Source organism: Sporosarcina sp. P13, assembly GCF_002743055.1.
Taxonomy (GTDB): Bacteria; Bacillota; Bacilli; order Bacillales_A; family Planococcaceae; genus Sporosarcina.
The window spans coordinates 65,135-88,231 of the sequence record NZ_PDYM01000001.1 but is presented as its reverse complement, the minus strand read 5'-3'; the positions used below and the strand labels follow the sequence as shown (position 1 = coordinate 88,231).

Below are 23,097 nucleotides of genomic sequence, written 5' to 3'. Positions count from 1 at the left end.
AAGGTTCTCTGACGAATGTACTGGAACTTTTATTTTATTAATTTAAGTACTTGTTGATAAACAAGATCATACCATGTAGGCGTTCGTAGAAAGTGACAAAGCCTTCGGAATATTCACTATAGACTTTTTGGCAGTCTAATACAGGCAAGGAAGTGATTGAATTGGAATATGTAATTGAAATGTTGGATGTCTCGAAAAAATTCGGTACCTTCTATGCGAATGATCGCATTACATTGCAACTTGAAAAAGGTGAAATCCATGCATTGTTAGGTGAAAATGGTGCAGGGAAGTCGACTTTGATGAACGTGTTATTCGGATTGTACCAACCAGACGGTGGAGAGATTCGTGTTAGAGGAGAGAACGTAGCAATTACGGACCCGAACATTGCAAATGATTTAGGTATCGGGATGGTTCACCAACACTTTATGTTAGTGGAAAACTTAACCGTGACAGAAAATATTATCTTAGGTAGTGAACCTACGAAATTAGGCATGATAAATATTAAGGACTCTGCTAAGAAAGTAGCGGAAATTTCAAAAATGTATGGTTTGGATGTCGATCCTTATGCAAAAGTTGAAGATATTTCGGTTGGTATGCAACAACGTGTGGAAATACTTAAAACTCTTTATCGTGGAGCAGACATTTTAATATTTGATGAGCCAACTGCTTCACTTACTCCACAAGAAATTGAAGAGTTGATGAATATTATGCGTAAGCTAGTTGCTGAAGGAAAGTCTATCATTTTAATTACTCATAAACTACAGGAAATTATGAATGTGTCTGACAAAGTTACAGTGATCCGTAAAGGGAAGGGAATTGGTACCGTCATTACAAAAGAAACTAATCCCGAAGAACTTGCGACACTGATGGTTGGACGTCAAGTAACATTTAAAACGGAAAAAGGTCCTTCCCAACCAACAGAAGAAGTTTTGAAAATTGAAAATCTTGTTGTCAATGATTACCGTGGGGTAGCTAAGTTAAAAGAGTTAAACCTTTCTGTGCGTCGTGGAGAAATCGTCGGGATTGCAGGAATTGATGGCAACGGCCAATCTGAATTAATCGAAGCGATCACGGGACTCACTAAAGTGAAGAGTGGAAAAATCTATATTAACTCAATAGACGTTACGAATAAAAAGCCGAGAAAAATTACTGAAACAGGCCTTGGGCATATACCACAAGACCGTCATAAACATGGTGTCGTATTAGACTTCACTGTTGGCTATAATGCGGCGCTACAATCGTATTATCATGAGCCATATTCTAAAGGTGGAATCATGAACTATAAAGTAGTGAATAAAGAAGCTACTGAGTTGATTAAAGAATTCGACGTACGTACGCAAGGAGTACATGAATTGGCTAGAGCTTTATCTGGGGGTAATCAGCAGAAATTGATTATCGGACGTGAAATTCTGCGGAATCCTGATTTGCTGATTGCAGCATTGCCTACTCGAGGATTGGATGTTGGTGCGATTGAATTTATTCATAAACGTTTAATCGAACAGCGTGACAGCGGAAAAGCAGTTCTGCTTATTACCTTTGAGCTTGACGAAGTAATGAATGTATCTGATCGTATAGCTGTTATTCATGATGGAGCGATTGTTGGGACAGTTATACCGCAAGAAACAACAGAGCAGGCACTCGGTTTAATGATGGCCGGTCATTCAAAGCGTGCGGCTGATAAAAAAATGGTCGATACGGGGAAAGATGGTGATAAACATCATGTCGAATAAAATGATAAACATCCTAGTACCCGTTATTTCTATCATTTTAGGGTTACTAGTAGGTGCGGTCGTCATGCTTATCAGTGGCTATGATCCGGTGGCAGGATATACTGCCCTTTGGGATGGAATATTCGGTGATTCGTATGTCATCGGAGAAACAATTCGTCAAATCAGTCCATATATTCTAGCGGGTCTAGCGGTTGCGTTCGCATTTCGCACAGGACTATTTAATATTGGGGTAGAAGGACAATTGATCGTCGGTTGGTTTGCAGCTGCTTATGTAGGAATGGCGTTTGAACTTCCAAAAATCATTCACTTACCACTTGCATTAATTGCGGCTGCGGTAGCAGGTGCTTTATGGGGACTTATACCAGGTATTTTAAAAGCAAAATTACATGTGCATGAAGTAATTGTGACAATCATGATGAACTATATTGCTCTTCATGTGGTCAACGCATTGATTAAGACGATATCAGGCGGCGGATTTAAGTTAGATCGAGTCCAGCCAACAGCATCTTTGCGCTCTGACTTTTTATCCAATTTGACTGATTTCTCCACATTGCATTATGGAATATTCGTTGCGTTAGCGATGGTAGTCGTCATGTGGTTTATTTTAGAGAAAACAAAGTCTGGATTTGAATTAAAGTCTGTTGGATTTAACGAAAATGCTTCACAATACGCAGGGATGAGTGTCAATAAAAATATTGTAATGGCAATGGTTATTTCCGGTGCATTTGCCGGACTTGGCGGTGCAATGGAGGCATTAGGAACATTTGGTACGATCTCTTCAATGGGGGGCTTTACCGGAATTGGTTTTGATGGAATCGCTGTAGCGTTATTAGGTGCGAATACACCACTCGGGGTTATTTTCGGTGCTACGTTATTTGGTTCTTTAAAATACGGAGCAAACAATATGCCGAATGCTGCGGGAATTCCAATAGAAATTGTATCAATTATCATCGCATTAGTGATTTTCTTCGTTGCAAGTGGATACATCATCCGTATAGGACTTGTACGTTTACGTAAGAATAAGAAGGAGGCGAAGTAAGATGTTAGATATTTTATATTTCATCATTCCTATCACGATTGCTTCTGCTGCCCCTCTTATTTTTACCGCAATTGGTGGTGTGTTTTCTGAAAGATCAGGTGTTATTAACATTGGTTTGGAAGGTCTTATGATTATGGGAGCGTTCACCGGTATTCTTTTCAATCTGTTTTTTGCAGATGTATTAGGTGCTTGGACCCCTTGGGTTTCATTACTAGTGGCGATGTTTGTATCCGCGTTGTTTGCCACATTGCACGCGGTCGCGTCGATATCATTCCGAGCGGACCAAGTAGTTTCGGGTGTTGCGATCAACATGTTAGGTTTAGCGATTGCGTTATTCTCAGTAAAGATGATTTTTGGTAAAGGACAGACAGATTTCATTCAGCAGAAGATTCCGCGTTTCAACATTCCATTTTTGGAGGACATTCCAATTATTGGACCAATGTTTTTCAAATTAGTGTACGGTTCTTCGATTATCGCAATTGCAGTAGCGTTTATTGCGTGGTTCGTTATTTATAAGACACCATTCGGTTTGCGTTTACGTTCAGTAGGTGAACATCCAATGGCTGCAGATACGATGGGAATCAAAGTAACGAAAATTCGTTATATCGCGGTTATAATTTCAGGTGGACTTGCTGGAATCGGTGGCGCAGTCTATTCGCAGACAATCACGAATGACTTCGGACATGCGACGATTAATGGGCAAGGGTTTATGGCTCTTGCAGCAATGATTTTCGGTAAATGGCATCCTATAGGCGCAATGGGCGCTGCGTTATTCTTCGGATTCGCACAAGCATTGGCTATTAGTTCATCTAGCATTAAGTTCTTAGCGGATATACCAGCAGTTTATTTCCACATCTTCCCGTACGTCTTGACGATTTTAGCTTTGGCAGGATTCCTCGGAAAAGCGAATGCACCAAAAGCCATTGGAAAGCCTTACGTCAAAGGAAATCGATAAGTAACGTAGAAAGCTATCTGGATTATATTCAGGTAGCTTTTAGACTGTGAACAAGGATCTGCCTGGAACGCAGCGCAATGGTAAACTTATACTATCCTAATTACATCATCTACAAATATAATGCTCTTTGTAAATTAATCAGCTCGCAGATAACAGTTATCTTTAGCAATAGAACCATTTATTTTCTATTTCATTAAGTAAAATGTATAGTAAGGGTAGGAATACATATAATAAGGTAAACGAGAGGTGTTTGTATGTTCAACAAAACAAAATTGCAGAATGGCGTTCATTTGTATATACGTAAGACTAAACAATTCAAGACAGTAAATGTAACGATTAAATGGAAGGCGCCGCTTGAGCAGAAAACTGCTTCGGAGCGTACAGTACTTGCGAATGTATTGGAAGAATCGAACGCTCAGTACCCAACGCTTAGTACAATGCGCAAAGCGTTGGATGAGTTATACGGCACAGTTTTGTATACAGACGTCTCTAAACGAAGCGCAGAGCATACCGTTTCACTATTTGCGGAATGTGTCAATGACGAGTACTTTGAAGGAGAAGATATTTTCAAACAACTGTGGCAATTGATTCAGGCTGTTGTCTTCAAACCGAACGTGAAAGACGGTGCGTTTAATCAGGCTGTTATTGAAAGAGAAAAACGCAATGTTCGTGATCGTATTCGCTCGATTTATGATGATAAAACTAGATATGCTCAAAAGCGCATGCTAGAAATCATGAAACCTGATCAACCAGCATCTATTTCTGCTTACGGTACGGAAGAAGCAGTTGCGTCTATTTCGAAAGAAAGTTTATATCAAACATATGAACAAATGATTAATAATGATTTGATCGATATTTACGTTGTTGGAGATGTCAATGAATCAGAAATCATCGCGCAAATTAAAGAGTTCATACCCTTTGGAGCGCGGGAAGTTAAAAAAATGTCTGCAGAACAGCATGATCATTCCGTGGATAAGGTAAAAACAGTAAGAGAGCAACAGGATATGAAGCAAGGAAAATTACATTTAGGTTTTACAACGCCCGTTTCATTCCATCATCCTGATTATAATAAAATGCAAATTATGAATGGGATCTTCGGTGGATTCGCGCATAGTAAGTTATTTATGAATGTGCGTGAGAAAGAAAGTATGGCGTATTATGCAAATAGTGCATTTTCATCACATTATGGCATTGTTTATGTAACCGCAGGAATTGATGCGGATTTAGAAGGAAAAGCAGTTCAATTAATCAGTGAACAGCTAACAGCATTGCAGCAAGGAGACATTACAGAAGTAGAGTTAAATCAGACAGTAGCGTTGCTAGAGAATAGTATTCTTGGCGCAAACGATTCTGCACGCAGTCAAATCGAAATTTATGATCAATATAAAGAGTTAGATGAGAACTTCACGGCCGAAAAATTAATTGAGAAATGGCAATCCGTTACATTGGAGGATGTGAAGGAAATGGCCAATACGATACAGCTAGAAGTCGTCTATCTGTTATCTGGTAAGGAGGGGACTTCCAAATGAAAGAAGTAATTTTCGATCAATTACAAGAAAAGATCTATACAGAGACATTAGATAACGGTCTGAAAGTCGTCATCTTACCGAAACGTGGATACTCTAAAACGTTTGTAACATTCACTACGAAATATGGCTCAATCGATAGAACGTTTAAACCGCATGGCAAAAACGAATTTATTACGGTCCCTGATGGCATTGCACATTTCCTAGAACATAAAATGTTTGAAAAAGAAGATGGCGATGTGTTTCAGAAGTTTGGTCTAAACGGTGCTTCTGCGAATGCTTACACGACATTCGGAAGAACAGCTTATCTGTTCTCAGCAACAAATAAAGTAATGGAAAATACAAAAGTATTGCTCGATTTTGTTCAGCAACCGTATTTTACAGCGCAAACCGTAGATAAAGAAAAGGGAATTATTGCTCAGGAAATTACCATGTATGATGATCAGCCCGATTGGCGTTTATACTTTGGAACAATTGAAAACTTATATAAAGAGCATCCAGTAAAAATTGATATCGCGGGTACGGTGGAATCGATTCAAGATATTACAGCGGAACATTTATACACTTGTTATGAAACGTTCTATCACCCATCCAATATGCTTCTGTTCGTAGTAGGTGCAGTGAATCCTGAAGAAATGATGGCATTTATTAAAGAAGATCAAGCGAAGAAGTCATTTAATCAGCCAGAACCAATAGAACGTCAGTTTCCTTTAGAGACAAAAGCGGCTGACATACCCGAGCGTATCTTAACAATGGATGTTTCTAAACCTAAGTTGAATATTGGTATGAAATGTACTACAGCAGAACAACAAGGACAAGAAATGCTGGAGACTGAGCTTTCTGCTAACTTAGTGCTAGACAATTTATTCGGACGCACTTCTCCATTTTATGAAAAAGCTAATGGAGAAGGCTTAGTAGATGAATCATTCTCCTATGAATTTTCAATGGAAGAGGGCTATGGGTTTGCGATGGTCGGATCCGATACAGAGGAGCCAGATAAATTAGAGGCATTAATTCGTCGAACAATCAAAGAAGCAAAAGAAAGCTGGCCGGTTACAGACGAAGACTTGGAAAGAATGCGCAGAAAGAAAATTGGACAGTTTATGCGTTCTTTGAATTCCATCGAATTTATCGCTAATCAGTATACACGTTACGAGTTCAATGAAATGAATTTGTTCGATGTAGTACCAACGTTAGAAAAATTATCAATGGATAAACTAAAGACGGCATTTGCGACTTTTTCCGATGATAGTAGTTACACAATCTTTAAAGTACTACCACCAACAGTATGAACAATTCCCGTTTTGCGCTAGTGCTAGGAGCATCTGGTGGTATAGGAGAAGTTATTTCCAAACAACTTGCAGAAGTTGGATGGTCACTATATTTGCATTATCATTCAAATAGTCGTCAACTAGCTTTATTGCAGAGTGAACTTGAAAAACTGTATCCCGCACAAGAGTTTCGTATCGTACAAGCTGATTTCAGAAACGAGAATGCCGCAGAAGATTTAGCTTCAACTATACAAGGTATACAGGCGATTGTTGTAGCAAATGGGCAGGCAGTTGTGAAATTATTATCTGAAACGACCTCTTTAGATATGTCCGAGTTGTGGCAAGTTCATATGCAAAATCCTGCGCGGCTCATAGCATTGCTATCCGCTAAACTTCGTAAGAATCCTGTTTCTTATGTATTGTTTATTGGCTCCATTTGGGGGAGTACGGGTGCGGCTGGAGAAGTGATGTACTCCGCAGTAAAGGGCGCTCAACATGCGTTTGTCAAAGCCTATGCTAAGGAAGCTGCCTACTCGGGAGTCCGAGTTAATGCGATTGCACCAGGCTGGATCGATACGCGAATGAATCAGGAATTCTCTTCTGAAGAACGACAGATGGTCATGGAGCAAATTCCTCTTCTGTCTGTCGGTACACCGCAGGAAATAGCGAATATGGCGGAATTTATGCTTAGTGGTAAAGCGGATTACATGACAGGTGAAATCATTCAGATCAATGGTGGTTGGTATATGTGATGCTTCAAGAAAAGGACGGTTAGTAAAGTCCTTTTCTTTTTTTCTTTAATTCATACGGGCTATCCGCTATTATAGAACTACATGCAGACGTATATCCTGTGAAAAATTACGTAGAGGAGTGTGTCGAATGGGACAATGGTATGTCGAATATGAGATTGAAGTCAATCGCCCCGGATTACTTGGCGATATTGCTTCGCTACTTGGTATGTTACGAGTGGATATTGTAACCATTAATGGGGTAGATGGCAGGTATCGTGGAATGCTTGTCCAAACCGACCACGATCAACAAATAAAGCGTTTTGAACTTATTGCATCTACTATGGATACGATTGTCATTCATAAAATTAGAGAACCAAAACTGCGTGACGTTTTGGCGGTTCGTCATGGACATTATATCCAACGAGGGACAGATGATCGTAGAACGTTTCAATTTATTCGAAGTGAACTTGGTATTTTAGTAGACTTTTTGGCAGAAGTATTCAAGCAAGATGGTCATAAACTCATTGGGGTTCGTGGTATGCCACGTGTAGGGAAAACAGAATCAGTTGTTGCAGCTAGTGTTTGTGCCAATAAAAAATGGGTATTCTTATCTTCTACCATGATTAAACAGACAGTAAGAACGAGTATGATGGGTGATGAGTTCTCGAACGACAATATTTTCATCTTAGATGGAATTGTCACGCGGAAATCTTCTGATGAACGACATATGCAATTAGTTCGAGAAGTTATGAGTATGCCAACGGTTAAAGTCGTGGAGCATCCTGATATGTTCGTCAAACAATCGGAATATACGATAGATGACTTCGATATTATTGTTGAATTGCGAACGGAAGTAGATCAGGAAATCACGTATGATATTTTAGAGAAAAATGATCAAATGTCTACTCGTAATCCAATGGGCGGGTTTGATATGTTTAATTGATAGGGAAGTAGTGTTTGATAAACGAGGTAGGTGAAAGACTTGAATGGATTAGGTATCCGTTTAAAAGAAGCGAGGATCGCAAAAGGTTTAACGTTAGATAATTTGCAAGATAAAACGAAGATTCAGAAACGATATTTAGCAAGTATTGAAGATGAAGATTATACAATGATGCCTGGTGCATTTTATATTCGTGTATTCATCAAACAATATGCAGAAGCAGTTGGTTTGGACGAGGAAGAAATGCTAGCTCTTTATCAAGAAGCGCACGGAAATGCCATCCAAGAAGAACGTCAGAAAGCAGTTCCTGCTGTACTCCAACGTAGCACGGTGGGACTACAACGTAATGCAAGATTACAAGAAATGTTACCAAAAGTTATTGTTGCCTTATTTATCGTGATGATTTTGGTTATTATTTATTTTTTTTTACGGGATAAATCTACGGAAACAGGATTGGAGAGTGAGCCGCTAAAACTGAGCGGTACAGTGATGAGCGCTGGTGAAAAAGTTGGAATTGATGTATCGGATGCAGAAAAAACCCGAATTCGTGTCGGCGAACCAAAAGTTGAGCAACTGACTGAGAACGGTAAGCGGATCGATTATCCAACGAAACTTGTCCCGCAAAATATTATTATTGCGCAATAACCGTAGAACGATAGTCATCTCTAGTGGTGACTATTTTGTTATGAAGTCGGTTAAACTAGTTGAAAATTAGGAAGGTGGAAGTTTTATGAATTTACCTAATAAGATTACACTTTCAAGAGTTCTGATGATTCCATTTTTCATCTTATTCTTGGCAGTGGATTTTGGCTGGGGAATGATTACGATTGGCGGGGCGATAATGCCAGTTGAACATTTAGTAGGTGCCATTATATTTATCATCGCGTCAACGACAGATTGGCTTGATGGATATTTAGCTAGAAAGAATAATTTAGTGACGAATATGGGTAAGTTTTTAGACCCGTTGGCGGATAAATTATTAGTTTCTGCTGCATTTATTCTATTAGTAGAGATGGGGACAGCACCTGCTTGGGTAGTAATTATAATTATTAGCCGAGAGTTTGCTGTCACTGGACTTCGTTTAATATTAGCAGGTGGCGGTGAAGTGGTAGCAGCCAATCAACTTGGTAAAATAAAAACCGTAGCACAGCTATTGGCGATTTCGTTCCTTTTATTACACAATATTTTCTTTGAAGCAATTGGTATACCGTTCGGCACAATTATGCTCTACATAGCGTTAGTATTTACTATTTGGTCAGGTGTCGACTATTTCATGAAGAATCGAAAAGTGTTAGTAGAGTCCATGTGAGGAGTGTTATGTAATCATGAGAGCAGAAGTCATTGCGGTAGGTTCAGAGTTATTATTAGGTCAAATTACAAATACCAATGCGAAATTCATCTCCGGTAGATTAGCGGATGTTGGAATTGACGTGTACTACCATACAGTAGTAGGTGATAACCCAGAACGATTGGTCCAAACGATTCAGCTAGCACAACAACGTGCAGATATTCTCATATTTAGTGGTGGGCTTGGGCCGACGAAAGACGATCTGACGAAACAAACGATCGCTAAAGAGTTGGGACGAAAGTTAGTATCAGATCCCGAAGCGATGGAAACTATTCAACAATATTTTAATCATGTAGGGAAAGTCATGACGGAAAATAATAAACAACAAGCTCTTGTGTTAGAAGGAGCGACAGTACTGCCTAATAGACACGGTATGGCGCCTGGTATGGCGATTGGTAAAGAGGATAAGCAGTATATACTACTACCAGGGCCGCCTAACGAGTTAGAGCCAATGTTTGAAAATGAAGCAATCCCTTATTTATTAAGTGTCTATGGTAAAAAAGACATCATAGCTTCTAAAATATTAAAGCTTCAAGGTATCGGAGAATCAGAATTAGAAGTTAGAATACAGTCTATCCTAGAAAATCAAACAAACCCAACAATTGCCCCCCTAGCCTCTCCAGGTATGGTGAAGTTGCGGATTACTGCGAAGGCAGCGTCTGAAGAAGAAGCAGAAAAGCTCATCCTTCCCGTAGAGCAACAAATTCGTGCGATTGTAGGTGATTTTATTTACGGGGTGGATGATGATACGTTAGCTTCCAAAGCAACGGAGCTATTATTGCAAAATGATTGGTCGATTTCAGCTGCTGAGAGTTTAACTTCTGGAATGTTCATGGCTGAGCTTGGATCGGAACCTGGTATCGGTAACGCGCTTAAAGGCGGCGTCGTTGTTTACAATAAAGAAGCGAAGGTTGAGCAACTGAATATTTCACCATCATTACTCGATTTCCACGGAATTGTTAGTGCAAAATGTGCAGAAGCATTAGCGGAAAATGTGAAACAGAAATTTGATACGACATTTGGTGTCGGTCTAACCGGTGCTGCTGGACCCGAGCCGCACGATGGTCAGCCGCCTGGAACGGTATGGATTGGTATAGCAGCTGAAGAATTAGAAACAGTTTCTTATAAACTTCAGCTATCTGGTACACGCAATTCTAATCGTAAGCGCTCTGTACAATTCGCTTTGCATTACTTAATACAGAAAATGAGAGAGAAAAAAGAATTGAAGTATTGAATTCTTCCCACGATTTCGACTATGAAAATGAATTTCTCCTCGATTATCAACTCGTTTTTCATTTTCTATCTAACGAAAATCGAATGCCCGTTCGTTTATTTCTTGTATAATACAATAAGTGAAGGTATAATAGAAATAGAAAAAGAGTTGAGGAGGAATTTTAATTGAGCAATCGTAAAGCGGCACTAGATATGGCATTAAAACAAATAGAAAAGCAATTTGGTAAAGGTTCTGTTATGAAACTTGGGGAGAAAACAGATCTACAAATCGCTACATCTTCATCAGGTTCCCTAGCATTGGATTCAGCGCTTGGTATCGGTGGATATCCGCGCGGCCGTGTAATCGAAGTATACGGACCTGAGAGTTCTGGTAAAACGACAGTAGCTTTACATGCGATTGCTGAAGTTCAAGCAAACGGTGGAACGGCTGCATTTATCGATGCGGAGCACGCGCTCGATCCGGTCTATGCACAAAAGCTTGGCGTGAATATCGATGAACTATTGCTATCTCAACCTGACACAGGGGAGCAAGCATTGGAAATTGCTGAAGCGCTCGTACGAAGTGGTGCAGTAGATATTATTGTAGTCGACTCAGTTGCCGCATTAGTACCGAAAGCAGAGATTGAAGGAGAAATGGGAGACGCTCACGTTGGTTTGCAAGCACGTTTAATGTCTCAAGCACTACGTAAACTTTCTGGTGCGATTAACAAGTCTAATACAATTGCAGTCTTCATCAACCAAATTCGTGAAAAAGTTGGAGTGATGTTCGGTAACCCTGAAGTTACACCGGGCGGTAGAGCGTTAAAGTTTTATTCTTCTGTCCGTCTTGAAGTGCGTCGTGGAGAAGCGATCAAACAAGGAAACGACATTATGGGGAACAAGACAAGAATTCGTGTAGTGAAAAATAAAGTTGCTCCACCTTTTAGAACGGCTGAAGTCGATATTATGTACGGAGAAGGAATTTCAAAAGAAGGAGAAATTCTTGATCTAGGGTCAGAATTAGAAGTTGTACAAAAGAGTGGTGCTTGGTACTCCTACGAAGGCGAGCGTTTAGGACAAGGTCGTGAAAATGCGAAGCAGTTCCTTAAGGAAAACAAAAATATGCGCAATGAAATAGCAGCTAAAATTCGTGAATCCTATGGTATGGATGATAATACAAACTATGTAATCGGAGCTCATGATGAAGAAGATGAACTAGATGAATTGCTATTAATACCTGACGAAAAGTAATTTCTTGAATCCAGGCTTGTCCAGAAAGTCGTAACTCACGACTCTCTGTGACAGCCTTTTTGTGCATTGTACAATACTAAAACTAGAGTGTGTCGTGTCGTTGCTCGATTCTTTTTTCGGTACTGAAGGTAGAGAAGGTCAGCTTTCTATCATCGTTTCGGCACGTGGGGGATTGCCTCCCACAAAGAGCCAACTAGCGAAAGTCGCGCTAGCTGTCTCTTTGTTTCGGCCGACCCCGCAGTTGTGCCTTCGCTATTGAGTACAGTGTAGTTTTAGTAGGCTTTGGTACTTAGTAATATGCACTATCAGACTTTAGCGTACTAAGATACTTACCTTCCTTCACCAAACGTAGGCGCCTTACAAGCGGTAGGCGTAGCAATAAGGCGGATAGTTGCACTTCCTATCTGGCTTATTGCGGGAGTCATCCGCCAGTGCTGCAGTGAGTATAGTGATGAACACAATGGTATCTCCCCAATTATAAGTAAGTTTAGGTGCTGTTATTTAGTAAAGTGTAATAGAAAGAAAAAAACTATTGTAAAAGGCCACCGGAGTGTCAAATTTCATTCATCATTCCTTGACACATTAAAACTACAGCTATACAATAAAAGTGGTGTATTATATATGCCTAATATTACTCAAAACAATGAATTGTTTTTGGCGGTATGTTGATTTTAACTTAATTCAGCAAACACGAAGCTTATCTAAAAAATTAGTAGAATGTATGTCACATCGTCCCGAAACAGCAGGGTCTTTTACCCGTTGGATTAAGTTAGTGCCTTCGGCGTTTTCACAGAAAGCGGGACATTACCAGGCCGGTCTGGTAAAAGGGTACGTGAAATAGATTCGCCGTGGCAAAATTAATTATACGAGCCGACTGAAAAGAAAAGTATAAGCAGGAGGAGGTGACCTCAATGATTGTTGAAATACTCATCTCCGTTTTGCTAAGTCTCATCGTCGGTACAGTTGTTAGCTTTTTTATATTGAAGAATGTGAATGATTCAAAAGTGACTGGTGCCAAGCAAACAGCGAATCAAATCGTCGAAGAGGCGAAGCGTGAAGCGGAGTCAGTGAAAAAAGAGGCACTATTAGAAGCGAAAGATGAAACTCACGAACTACGCATTGAAGCGGAAACAGAAGTCCGTGAGAGAAGGACGGAATTACAGAAACAGGAAAACCGTCTCTTACAGCGTGAAGAAAACCTTGATCGCAAGGATGATGCGCTCAATAAACGAGAAGCAGGTCTAGAACGCAAAGAAGATGCGCTTTTAGAAAGACAACAGCATATTGAAGAGATGGAACGCAAAGCGGAAGAACTCGTTACGACTCAGAAGACGGAGTTAGAAAGAATTTCTTCGTTAACTAGAGATGAAGCGAAACGTATTATTTTGGATGATGTAGAAGAAGAATTATCCACTGATATTGCGGTCATGACTAAAGAATCTGAACAACGTGCTAAAGAAGAATCTGAGCGGAAAGCTAGGGAAATTCTATCGCTTGCATTGCAACGATTTGCAGCAGATCATGTTGCTGAAACGACAGTCTCCGTCGTCAACTTACCAAATGACGAAATGAAAGGTCGTATCATTGGTCGTGAAGGAAGAAACATCCGTACACTTGAAACATTGACGGGTATCGATCTAATTATTGACGATACACCGGAAGCCGTAATTCTTTCTGGTTTTGATCCAATTCGGAGAGAAACCGCTAGACTAGCACTAGAAAAATTGGTACAGGATGGAAGAATACATCCCGCGCGTATCGAAGAAATGGTGGACAAGTCTAGAAGAGAAGTGGACGAACTGATTCGGGAAAAGGGAGAACAAACGACATTCGATGTTGGCGTTCACAACTTGCATCCTGATATGATCAAAATCTTAGGTCGTCTGCATTTCCGAACAAGTTATGGACAAAATGTCTTGAAACACTCAATTGAAGTAGCCTACTTATCAGGTTTACTTGCAGCAGAGCTAGGAGAAGACGTGACATTAGCGAGACGAGCAGGCTTACTACATGATATCGGTAAAGCAATTGATCATGAGGTAGAAGGTAGTCACGTACAAATTGGTGTCGAGCTAGCAACGAAATATAAAGAACATCCAGTCGTCATCAACAGTATTGCTTCTCACCACGGTGACGAAGAAGCAACGTCTGTTATCGCGGTACTTGTTGCAGCAGCGGATGCACTATCTGCCGCAAGACCAGGTGCGCGTAGTGAGACACTGGAGAACTATATTAAAAGACTTCAAAAGCTTGAAGAAATCTCTGAATCCTATGAAGGTGTTGAAAAATCATTTGCTATCCAAGCAGGACGTGAAGTTCGAATCATCGTCCGTCCAGATCAAATTGATGACATTACAGCCCATCGTTTGGCTCGAGATATACGAAAGCAAATTGAAGAAGAATTGAACTACCCAGGGCATATTAAAGTAACGGTCATACGGGAGACCCGTGCAGTAGAGTATGCGAAATAATGTAAATTTATAAAAAAACAGCTTCCGGTTCGTTTGGAAGCTGTTTTCATTTTGGAAAGAGGTTTTAATGGATGAAAGTTATATTTATTGGAGATATAGTTGGATCGATGGGAAGAGAAATGGTAATGGATTATTTATCTCGTTTGAAAAGAAAATATCAAGCGGATGTTATTATTGCCAATGGAGAAAATGCGGCATCTGGTAGAGGAATTACGAAAGCGATCTATCATGATTTATTGCATGCGGGTGTGGACGTCATTACAATGGGTAATCACACATGGGATCAGCGTGAAATTTATGACTTTATCGATGAGGTGGATTATTTAATTCGACCGGCAAACTTTTCTGAAGCAGCGCCAGGAAAAGGTATGACGTCGATCACGAAGAATGGTGTGACACTTTCCGTTATTAACTTGCATGGTCGAACATTTTTACCACCGCATGATGATCCATTTGCGAAAGCGGATGAATTAGTGGAAGAAGCTTTGCAAACATCACCGTTAGTATTCGTAGACTTCCATGCTGAAGCAACAAGCGAAAAAATTGCAATGGGCTGGCATTTGGATGGTAAAGTATCTGTCGTCGTTGGTACGCATACGCATGTACAGACAGCCGATGACCGCATTCTTCCAGGGGGAACTGCTTATTTAACAGATGCTGGAATGACAGGTCCTTATGATGAAATACTTGGTATGAAAAAAGAAGATGTACTGTATCGTTTCTATACGAATTTGCCGACACGCTTTGAAGTACCGAAAAAGGGACGTCCTCAGTTAAACGGGATGTTTGTAGAACTGGATGATAAGACAGGAAAAGCACTCAAAATTGAGCGAATCCGAATTAACGAAGATCATCCGTTTACAAACTAATTCAATCGGTGTCTAATTCCTCCTTAGCTATCATAGGATGATTTATGGAAAATACTCTTTCCATAGACATTGCAAAATAAGGAGGAAATATCGTGAGTCCCTTAAAAGTATCTTCCCGATCAAATCCGAACTCAGTAGCAGGCGCATTAGTGGCGGTGATTCGTGAGCAAGGTTATGCAGAAATCCAAGCAGTCGGGGCAGGCGCACTTAACCAAGCGGTCAAGGCAGTCGCAATTGCAAGAGGATTCGTCGCACCTAGTGGAGGAGATTTAGTTTGTGCTCCGGCCTTCACCGATATCGAAATCAATGGAGAAGGAAGAACAGCGCTGAAACTTCTCGTTGAAAGAAAAGATCGTTAGTCCGTTTTTACACAAGACCATGGTTGCTATATACCGTGGTCTTTTTTTCATGACAAACAAGCAACAATTTAGCCCTTTGCTATCATAACTAACAAAAGTTCAGTATAATAATGTCATGTACGTTTATTTCCCGATAAGTAATAGAAAGGGGCTACTGCAATGAATGAAGAACAGCGCTTACAGAACGGGCTCGCAACAGATGACGCACCAAAACAAAAAACAACCGAGAAAGATTATAGTAAATATTTCGAGTCGGTGTATAGTGGACCATCCCTAAAAGATGCAAAGAAACGCGGAAAAGAAGAAATAGAATATCACGACAACTTTCAAATAGATCCTCTCTTTAAAGGAATGGGACAAGACCGCAAATTCCACATTCAAACATTTGGTTGCCAAATGAACGAACATGATACAGAAGTAATGTCAGGTATATTCATGGCGCTTGGTTACGAATGGACAGATAACGTTAAAGAAGCTAACGTCATTTTACTTAATACATGTGCAATTCGTGAAAATGCAGAAAATAGAGTGTTTGGTGAGCTCGGTCACTTAAAGCCGCTCAAAGTAGGTAAACCAGATTTATTAATAGGTGTTTGTGGCTGTATGTCACAAGAAGAATCTGTCGTGAAAAAGATTTTAAAAACGTATGACCAAGTGGATATGATTTTTGGAACACATAATATTCATCGCTTACCAGAGATTTTACATGAAGCGTATATGTCAAAAGAGATGGTTATTGAAGTGTGGTCAAAAGAAGGGGACGTCATTGAAAACTTGCCGAAAGTTCGCCGTGATAATATTAAAGGCTGGGTCAATATTATGTACGGTTGCGACAAGTTTTGTACGTACTGTATCGTTCCTTATACACGTGGTAAAGAGCGAAGCCGAAGACCGCAAGATATAATTCAGGAAGTTCGTCAGCTAGCAGCAGAAGGCTATAAAGAGATTACGTTACTCGGTCAAAACGTTAACGCATTCGGTAAAGATTTTGACGATATCGACTATCGATTGGGCGATTTGATGGATGATTTACGGAAGATTGATATTCCGAGAATTCGCTTTACAACGAGTCACCCACGCGACTTCGACGATCATTTAATCGAAGTACTTGCCAAAGGTGGAAATTTGGTCGACCATATTCATCTTCCGGTTCAATCAGGATCTAGTGAAATGCTTAAAATTATGGCTCGTAAATATACGCGAGAAGGATATTTGGAGCTGGTTGATAAGATTCGAACTGCAATTCCAAACGCGTCTCTTACAACAGACATCATTGTAGGGTTTCCAAATGAAACGGATGAGCAATTTGAAGAAACGATGTCTTTGTATCGTGAAGTAGGTTTTGACATGGCGTTCACTTATATTTATTCGCCACGTGAAGGTACACCAGCTGCGAAGATGCAAGATAATGTCCCGATGGAAGTGAAGAAAGAGCGATTGCAACGCCTGAATAAGTTAGTAAGTGATATGTCTGCAGAAGCAATGAAGCCATATCAAGATCAAATTGTAAAAGTGCTTGTAGAAGGTGAAAGTAAGAGAAATCCAGAAGTTCTTGCTGGCTATACGGAAAAAAGTAAACTAGTGAATTTCAGAGCCCCGCGTTCTGTCATTGGAGAAATTGTTGAAGTTCGTATTATAGAAGCAAAAACATGGTCGCTCGATGGTGAGTTCATCAGAGTAGTTAAAAAGGAAAAGGTGATGGGATAATGGAAAAGCGATATACGAAAGACGAAATTATTGAAAAAGCACGTGACTTGGCACATATGTTAGCCAATACAGAAGAAGTAGATTTTTATAAGCGTGCGGAAGCTCAAATTAATGAAAATCAAAAAGTACGTGAAAAAATTGCTAGTTTGAAATCACTTCAAACACAAGCAGTGAATTTCCAGCATTATGAAAAAGAGCGTGCATTAAAAGCGATTGAAAAGAAAATTGAGCAAATTCAAGAAGAAATTGATGCGATTCCATTGGTTCAAGAATTTAAGCAGTCTCAGTTAGAAGTAAATGATTTACTACAACTAGTTTCGAACACGATCGCAAACAGTGTAACAGATGAAATTATCGAATCTACTGGCGGCGATGTATTACGTGGAGAAACAGGGTCATATGTAGAAAATACGTCTCATAAATCACTTTCTTAAATAAAAGATCGGCAAAGGAAAAATTCCTTGCCGATTTTTTTCAATTTTTGGGCCGCTGTTGCATAGGATGGATAGAAGCCTAAGAAGGAGGAAAAAAACTGAAAAACTTACGACAAATTGTGACGAAAGCTGTTATTGCCAAAGGGAAGCATCGATCAGAGTCTACTGTGACGTTGAAGCCGCCCAATCGTCCTTCCAGTATTTTGGGTTGTTGGGTGATCAACCACACACATCAATCGAAAAAGGTAGGCAATCATGTAGAAGTGACAGGTAGTTTCGATGTCAATGTTTGGTATTCTCATCATGATCATTCCAAAACGTCGGTGTTTACGGAGTCTGTTCCGTACAAAGATAAAATCGCCCTGCATTATCGAGATGAGCCGACTTCGAGTAAAGAAGAAACAATTGTTACTGTATTGCAGCATCCGAATTGTACAGAAGCGAGTATTTCCGAATGCGGACAAAACTTCTTAATCTCCATCGAAAGAGAATTATTGGTTGAAATGGTAGGTGAAACAAAAGTTTCTGTAACGATTCACCCACATCCATACGACGAAGAATGGCCAATGGCGGTGGAATCATCCTCGATCGTTATGGAAGAAAAGAAACCAAAAGAAGCGCCAAAGAAAGAACAACCCCACCATCCAAATCATCCAAACCAAAGAAAAGATTCCCCATTTTAAAAGCCGGTATTTTCCCCGGCTTTTTATTTTGGTTTAAAATAGCGGATACAATTACTAATTTTTACAAACCAGGAAGTATGGTATAATAATTTTGATGGTTAAGTCGCTTGTTTAGCTAAAGGGCCAAATCGTTGATGAAGAAGAAAAATTATATAAATTATAAATTAAACCTTTATAGTAAAAAGCATTTCCCTGGGGAATGCTTTTTTGGTTGTAATTCATAACAATTAATTAACATTAATAACAATAAGTATTTATTGATAAACGATAAAACGCGTGTTAATATTAAATTGAAAAATAAATTCGAAAGGTGTTTTTTTATGAAGCGAAAAAAAGGTTCAACAACTTTTTTAAAGATAGCTGTGATTCTGATGGGTATTCCGGTTCTTGCATTATGTATTTTCCTGGTGCCCGAGTTAGCGAGTGAAGCAGCAGAACATTATCCAGGGGCGGATATATTACAATATCCATTTTTAATAGGTATTTATGTAACGGCAATATTGTTTTTCGTTATATTGTATCAGGCTTTAAGTCTTTTAAATTATATTGATAAGAACAAAGCCTTCTCGGAACTATCCATAAAATCTTTAAAGAATATAAAATACTGTGCAGTCACAATCAGTATTTTATATGTGGTCGTAATAATGCCATTCATCTATCGCGTAGCACAGGGAGAAGATGCCCCAGGTCTCATAATAATTGGAATGGCCATTACGTTATCTCCAACTGTGATTGCCGTCTTTGCTGCTGTTCTTCAAAGGCTTTTGCAAGAAGCTATTGATATAAAATCAGAAAATGAATTAACGGTCTGAGGTGAAAACAATGGCAATTATAATCAATATAGATGTGATGTTGGCTAAAAGGAAAATGAGCGTTACAGAACTTTCGGGGAGAGTTGGAATCACAATGGCTAACCTTTCTATCTTGAAGAATGGAAAAGCAAAGGCAATTCGATTATCAACTTTAGATGCAATTTGCAAGGCTTTGGACTGTCAACCTGGGGATATATTAGAATATAAAAGTGATATAGATACTAAATAATTAAGAAGATGTAGAAAAGAGTTATTCAATAATAGTGCCCGTTTTCCGCATAGCGGTGTTTCAGAAAATGGGTACGGTAATTGAACATTAATTCGTGTTGCAATCCTATTCAGTTGGGGTGAAACATTTGAAAGTGTTTAAAAGAATAATTGAATTTCTAAACAGAATGAAAGTAATTGACTTATGGGAAGATAAGATGGAAGGTGTATCCGATAAAGAAAAACAATATATGGACAGATTTCCAACTCAAAATCCATACGGGCTTATAAGCTTGATTCTAGGTGGAGTTGCATTCACTTTCGGACCGCAATACGGTTTTATTCCCGTTATTTCATTTACCTTTTGTATAGTGACCTTATTTACTTTTGATAAAGAAAAAGAAGATAATCCTTGGACTTTCTACTTGGGGATAGTATTGTCATTGATCGGCTTAAGTATGTTTATTGGCGGAGTGACACACGAGTTCATAATCTAACAGCTCAGAAGTGTTCATGAATAGGGAGCGATTATAGAATAAGGTTTATTTGTAGTCACTTAGTTGATCGAAATGGAAGCCGGTGACTCTACTCTGTGTGGATCATCGAGAGCTGTAACGAAGAACGGCTTTTGCGAGTAAAAGCGAAGCGTTAGGAGCATCGGTTTAAGGTGTGGTACACCACCCACCCTCAAGAACGCGTCCAGCTGTAGAGCAGATCAACGTTTTCCAAAGACAATCCTTTTAACGCGCACGTTTGTGGCATAAGATAGAAAAAATTAAGCACTATTCAAGCTGAATACTATTCCAATAATACAAACCATTCAAACAGACTGTGTTCAGAATGGTTTTTTGGAATTGTAAAATGATTTGTCTATAAACGGAAACCTGTAAATGGTAAATAACTACCTGAGCCCCTTTTGATTCGTGTACGCTTACGGGGTTTGTTATAATGAAAAGAAAATGAACGAGTAAAAGAGGGTTTACCATGTCTCAACATACACCAATGATGCAACAATATTTAAAAATTAAAGAACAATATACCGATGCTTTTCTATTTTTCCGTCTTGGAGATTTCTATGAAATGTTTTTTGAAGATGCGATAAATGCATCTACTATTTTAGAAATTACGTTAACAAGTAGAGATTCGGCATCAAAAACTCGGATTCCAATGTGTGGTATTCCGTATCATTCGGCTACAGGTTATATAGAAACATTAATTCGAAAAGGTCATAAAGTAGCTATTTGTGAACAAATGGAAGATCCGCGATCCGTTAAAGGAATTGTTAAACGTGAAGTCGTCAAAGTGATTACGCCTGGGACATTGACAGAGGGAAAAACGATTGATGTAGAAGCTAATCATTTTATTGGTGCGATTGATCACATAGGTAACCAGCGATATGCATTAGCCTATTTGGATGTCGGAACGGGTGAAGGAAAAGTGGAGATGATTGAAGGTTCGGAGCGCACGCTGCTTGCAGAAATTGAATCACTCAACATGAAAGAGATCGTAGTAGGTGAGCAACTCCATGTTGTCTTGCAAGAAATGTTTGAGAGCCGCGAAATTTTGCTTTCTATTGAAAGTAGCGAGAAACAAACGATTGGCCAAGATACGTATATCCACCTTCCGGAATCACTACAAGAAGCTTGTCGCAAGTTACAGTCGTATGTAATGCGAATGCAGAAAATGATGTTTGATCATATTCGTCCTTTCATCTATATAGAAAAAGATGCGAAATTATCAATTGATGCGAACTCTATGCGCAACTTAGAACTAGTTCAAACGATACGCACTGGTAAAAAGGAAGGTACATTGTTTTGGGTACTTGATGAAACAGTAACCGCGATGGGCGCACGGAAAATGAGAATGTGGATTCACCAACCGTTGGCGCAACGTCAAGCGATTGAAGATCGACTGGAAACTGTAAGTAATTTAATCGATGAATTCTTCTTGCGTGAAGAATTAGTGGAAGAACTACAAGATGTCTATGATTTAGAACGTCTTGCTGGAAGGATTTCAATGGGCAGTGCAAGCGCTCGTGATTTAGCGCAACTTCGGAACTCGTTAACACATGTACCAAAAATGAAACAACTGTTAAAAGAATCTCAACGACCGATGTTGGAAAAATATGCCGATCAAATGGATCCGTGTGAAGAGACCTTCCAGTTACTAGCAGATGCAATTGCGGAAAATCCACCGTTAACGAGTAAAGATGGCGGTCTTATTAAAGATGGCTATAACGACAAATTAGATCAGTTACGTGATGCATCACGTAATGGAAAACAGTGGTTAGCTGAGCTTGAGCAAAAGGAGCGTCAAGCAACGGGTATTAAAACTTTGAAGATCGGCTATAATCGCATATTCGGTTATTATATTGAGATTACGAAATCGAATGTTCATTTGGCGGATTTAACACGATATGAGCGAAAACAAACATTAGCCAATGCGGAGCGCTACATAACAACTGAATTAAAAGAAAAAGAAGAGTTGATTTTAAATGCAGAGGCAGATAGTCTAACGCTTGAAATAGACTTATTCCAAGCGATTCGTGAGCGTGTAAAAAAAGACGTTAAACGAATTCAACAGTTAGCATCAGTGATTAGTGAATTAGATGTGTTGCATTCTTTTGCTAAAGTATCGGAAAAAAATCAATATGTACGACCAGTATTCCATGATGGACGGGCTGTGGATATTCAAAACGGCAGACATCCTGTAGTCGAAAAAATGATGAATCATTCATTATATATCCCAAACTCTTGTACACTTGCTTCTACCAGTAATATGTTACTTATTACAGGACCGAATATGTCTGGTAAAAGTACATATATGAGGCAAGTCGCGCTCACTGTAGTCATGGCGCAAATCGGTTGTTTTGTCCCTTGTGAGAAAGCAGAGTTGCCTATTACCGATCAAATTTTCACACGTATCGGAGCGGCGGACGATGTAGCTTCCGGTCAAAGTACATTTATGATGGAAATGATGGAATCCCAATACGCAATCGCTCATGCCTCTTCCAGAAGTTTACTACTGTTTGATGAAATTGGTCGTGGTACGTCAACTTATGATGGGATGGCGTTGGCGCAAGCGATGATGGAGCATATTCATGAAGAAATCGGAGCGAACACGTTATTCTCCACACATTATCATGAGTTGACGAAGCTTGAAGATGTTCTCGTGCGTTTACTGAATGTCCATGTAGCTGCGAAAGAGCAGAACGGTAAAGTAGTATTTTTGCATAAAGTATTACCGGGAGCAGCAGATCGAAGTTACGGTATCCATGTTGCGGAATTGGCAGGACTTCCCTCGGACCTAGTAGAACGAGCGAGAAATCTATTAGCGCGTTTTGAAGAAGAGAGTATTTCGAGTGATTCCTCTACAGTATCTGAGCAACTTGCCTTATTTGAACCATCAACTGAAGCAACGATGTCAACAGAACAACAACGATTACTTGAGGAGATACAATCTGTAGACCTATTCAATATGACACCTATGCAGACAATGCAGAAAATAGCAGAATGGAAGGAACGAATATCCTCGGAAATGAAAGGTTGAAGC

General features: G+C 39.5%; 21 protein-coding genes. All 21 read left to right on the top strand.

All coding sequences use genetic code 11. The features are described 5' to 3' along the window. The first annotated feature begins 161 nt into the window (after positions 1–161). Complete coding sequence (locus CSV79_RS00430) at positions 162–1,730, top strand: ABC transporter ATP-binding protein (protein ID WP_099687062.1); 1,569 nt, start codon at positions 162–164, stop codon at positions 1,728–1,730. Next, positions 1,720–2,769 (top strand): ABC transporter permease, encoded by a 1,050-nt coding sequence (locus CSV79_RS00425; RefSeq protein ID WP_099687061.1) that lies wholly within the window; start codon positions 1,720–1,722, stop codon positions 2,767–2,769. The genes CSV79_RS00430 and CSV79_RS00425 overlap by 11 nt, the downstream gene beginning before the upstream one ends. Position 2,770: 1 nt before the next feature. Then, positions 2,771–3,724, top strand: coding sequence for an ABC transporter permease (locus tag CSV79_RS00420; RefSeq protein ID WP_099687060.1), 954 nt, complete (start codon positions 2,771–2,773; stop codon positions 3,722–3,724). A gap of 254 nt (positions 3,725–3,978) precedes the next feature. Further along, the gene (gene yfmF / locus CSV79_RS00415) at positions 3,979–5,253 is read left to right on the top strand and encodes an EF-P 5-aminopentanol modification-associated protein YfmF (RefSeq protein WP_099687059.1); all 1,275 of its coding nucleotides are present in this window, start codon (positions 3,979–3,981) and stop codon (positions 5,251–5,253) included. Further along, complete coding sequence (gene yfmH, locus CSV79_RS00410) at positions 5,250–6,542, top strand: EF-P 5-aminopentanol modification-associated protein YfmH (protein WP_099687058.1); 1,293 nt, start codon at positions 5,250–5,252, stop codon at positions 6,540–6,542. Before yfmF ends, yfmH begins: the two co-directional genes overlap by 4 nt. Then, positions 6,539–7,273, top strand: coding sequence for an elongation factor P 5-aminopentanone reductase (ymfI, locus tag CSV79_RS00405; protein ID WP_099687057.1), 735 nt, complete (start codon positions 6,539–6,541; stop codon positions 7,271–7,273). The genes yfmH and ymfI overlap by 4 nt, the downstream gene beginning before the upstream one ends. A gap of 127 nt (positions 7,274–7,400) precedes the next feature. After that, a complete protein-coding gene (locus CSV79_RS00400) occupies positions 7,401–8,195 on the top strand; it encodes a DUF3388 domain-containing protein (RefSeq protein WP_099687056.1) in 795 nt (264 codons plus the stop codon). A 39-nt stretch (positions 8,196–8,234) separates the two neighbouring features. Next, a complete protein-coding gene (locus CSV79_RS00395) occupies positions 8,235–8,837 on the top strand; it encodes a helix-turn-helix domain-containing protein (RefSeq protein WP_158232434.1) in 603 nt (200 codons plus the stop codon). Between the two features lie 85 nt (positions 8,838–8,922). Further along, on the top strand, positions 8,923–9,501 hold the full coding sequence (pgsA, locus tag CSV79_RS00390; protein WP_099687054.1) for a CDP-diacylglycerol--glycerol-3-phosphate 3-phosphatidyltransferase: 579 nt from the start codon (positions 8,923–8,925) through the stop codon (positions 9,499–9,501). 16 nt (positions 9,502–9,517) lie between these two features. Continuing rightward, positions 9,518–10,774 carry a competence/damage-inducible protein A gene (locus tag CSV79_RS00385; RefSeq protein WP_099687053.1) on the top strand — a complete coding sequence of 419 codons (1,257 nt, stop codon included), beginning with the start codon at positions 9,518–9,520 and terminating at the stop codon, positions 10,772–10,774. 164 nt (positions 10,775–10,938) lie between these two features. Then, positions 10,939–12,003, top strand: coding sequence for a recombinase RecA (recA, locus tag CSV79_RS00380; protein ID WP_099687052.1), 1,065 nt, complete (start codon positions 10,939–10,941; stop codon positions 12,001–12,003). Positions 12,004–12,914: 911 nt separating this feature from the next. Continuing rightward, positions 12,915–14,474, top strand: a complete 1,560-nt coding sequence (gene rny / locus CSV79_RS00375) for a ribonuclease Y (RefSeq protein ID WP_099687051.1) — start codon at positions 12,915–12,917, stop codon at positions 14,472–14,474. Between the two features lie 71 nt (positions 14,475–14,545). Continuing rightward, positions 14,546–15,343, top strand: a complete 798-nt coding sequence (locus CSV79_RS00370; RefSeq protein ID WP_099687050.1) for a TIGR00282 family metallophosphoesterase — start codon at positions 14,546–14,548, stop codon at positions 15,341–15,343. Between the two features lie 92 nt (positions 15,344–15,435). After that, the gene (locus CSV79_RS00365; protein ID WP_099687049.1) at positions 15,436–15,702 is read left to right on the top strand and encodes a stage V sporulation protein S; all 267 of its coding nucleotides are present in this window, start codon (positions 15,436–15,438) and stop codon (positions 15,700–15,702) included. Between the two features lie 159 nt (positions 15,703–15,861). Next, positions 15,862–17,409 (top strand): tRNA (N6-isopentenyl adenosine(37)-C2)-methylthiotransferase MiaB, encoded by a 1,548-nt coding sequence (gene miaB, locus CSV79_RS00360; protein WP_099687048.1) that lies wholly within the window; start codon positions 15,862–15,864, stop codon positions 17,407–17,409. Next, entirely contained in the window at positions 17,409–17,843 is a 435-nt protein-coding gene (locus tag CSV79_RS00355) for a YlbF/YmcA family competence regulator (protein WP_199171842.1), read from the top strand. Before miaB ends, CSV79_RS00355 begins: the two co-directional genes overlap by 1 nt. A gap of 119 nt (positions 17,844–17,962) precedes the next feature. Then, entirely contained in the window at positions 17,963–18,526 is a 564-nt protein-coding gene (gene cotE, locus CSV79_RS00350) for an outer spore coat protein CotE (RefSeq protein WP_099687046.1), read from the top strand. Between the two features lie 320 nt (positions 18,527–18,846). Continuing rightward, positions 18,847–19,338, top strand: coding sequence for a DUF2975 domain-containing protein (locus CSV79_RS00345; RefSeq protein ID WP_099687045.1), 492 nt, complete (start codon positions 18,847–18,849; stop codon positions 19,336–19,338). A 10-nt stretch (positions 19,339–19,348) separates the two neighbouring features. Further along, positions 19,349–19,567 (top strand): helix-turn-helix domain-containing protein, encoded by a 219-nt coding sequence (locus CSV79_RS00340; protein WP_099687044.1) that lies wholly within the window; start codon positions 19,349–19,351, stop codon positions 19,565–19,567. A gap of 133 nt (positions 19,568–19,700) precedes the next feature. Beyond that, positions 19,701–20,042, top strand: coding sequence for a cell division protein FtsK (locus CSV79_RS00335; RefSeq protein ID WP_369824896.1), 342 nt, complete (start codon positions 19,701–19,703; stop codon positions 20,040–20,042). A gap of 487 nt (positions 20,043–20,529) precedes the next feature. After that, the gene (mutS, locus tag CSV79_RS00330; RefSeq protein ID WP_099687042.1) at positions 20,530–23,094 is read left to right on the top strand and encodes a DNA mismatch repair protein MutS; all 2,565 of its coding nucleotides are present in this window, start codon (positions 20,530–20,532) and stop codon (positions 23,092–23,094) included. Positions 23,095–23,097 lie beyond the last annotated feature (3 nt).

Bases quoted from the DNA above. Each gene is read 5' to 3' on its own strand.
- CSV79_RS00400 (WP_099687056.1), top strand. From the start codon at position 7,401: ATGGGACAATGGTATGTCGAATATGAGATTGAAGTCAATCGCCCCGGA.
- CSV79_RS00355 (WP_199171842.1), top strand. From the start codon at position 17,409: ATGGAAAAGCGATATACGAAAGACGAAATTATTGAAAAAGCACGTGAC.
- CSV79_RS00345 (WP_099687045.1), top strand. From the start codon at position 18,847: ATGAAGCGAAAAAAAGGTTCAACAACTTTTTTAAAGATAGCTGTGATT.
- CSV79_RS00420 (WP_099687060.1), top strand. From the start codon at position 2,771: ATGTTAGATATTTTATATTTCATCATTCCTATCACGATTGCTTCTGCT.
- CSV79_RS00340 (WP_099687044.1), top strand. From the start codon at position 19,349: ATGGCAATTATAATCAATATAGATGTGATGTTGGCTAAAAGGAAAATG.
- ymfI (WP_099687057.1), top strand. From the start codon at position 6,539: ATGAACAATTCCCGTTTTGCGCTAGTGCTAGGAGCATCTGGTGGTATA.
- yfmF (WP_099687059.1), top strand. From the start codon at position 3,979: ATGTTCAACAAAACAAAATTGCAGAATGGCGTTCATTTGTATATACGT.
- CSV79_RS00385 (WP_099687053.1), top strand. From the start codon at position 9,518: ATGAGAGCAGAAGTCATTGCGGTAGGTTCAGAGTTATTATTAGGTCAA.
- pgsA (WP_099687054.1), top strand. From the start codon at position 8,923: ATGAATTTACCTAATAAGATTACACTTTCAAGAGTTCTGATGATTCCA.
- CSV79_RS00370 (WP_099687050.1), top strand. From the start codon at position 14,546: ATGAAAGTTATATTTATTGGAGATATAGTTGGATCGATGGGAAGAGAA.
- miaB (WP_099687048.1), top strand. From the start codon at position 15,862: ATGAATGAAGAACAGCGCTTACAGAACGGGCTCGCAACAGATGACGCA.
- mutS (WP_099687042.1), top strand. From the start codon at position 20,530: ATGTCTCAACATACACCAATGATGCAACAATATTTAAAAATTAAAGAA.
- rny (WP_099687051.1), top strand. From the start codon at position 12,915: ATGATTGTTGAAATACTCATCTCCGTTTTGCTAAGTCTCATCGTCGGT.
- yfmH (WP_099687058.1), top strand. From the start codon at position 5,250: ATGAAAGAAGTAATTTTCGATCAATTACAAGAAAAGATCTATACAGAG.
- CSV79_RS00425 (WP_099687061.1), top strand. From the start codon at position 1,720: ATGTCGAATAAAATGATAAACATCCTAGTACCCGTTATTTCTATCATT.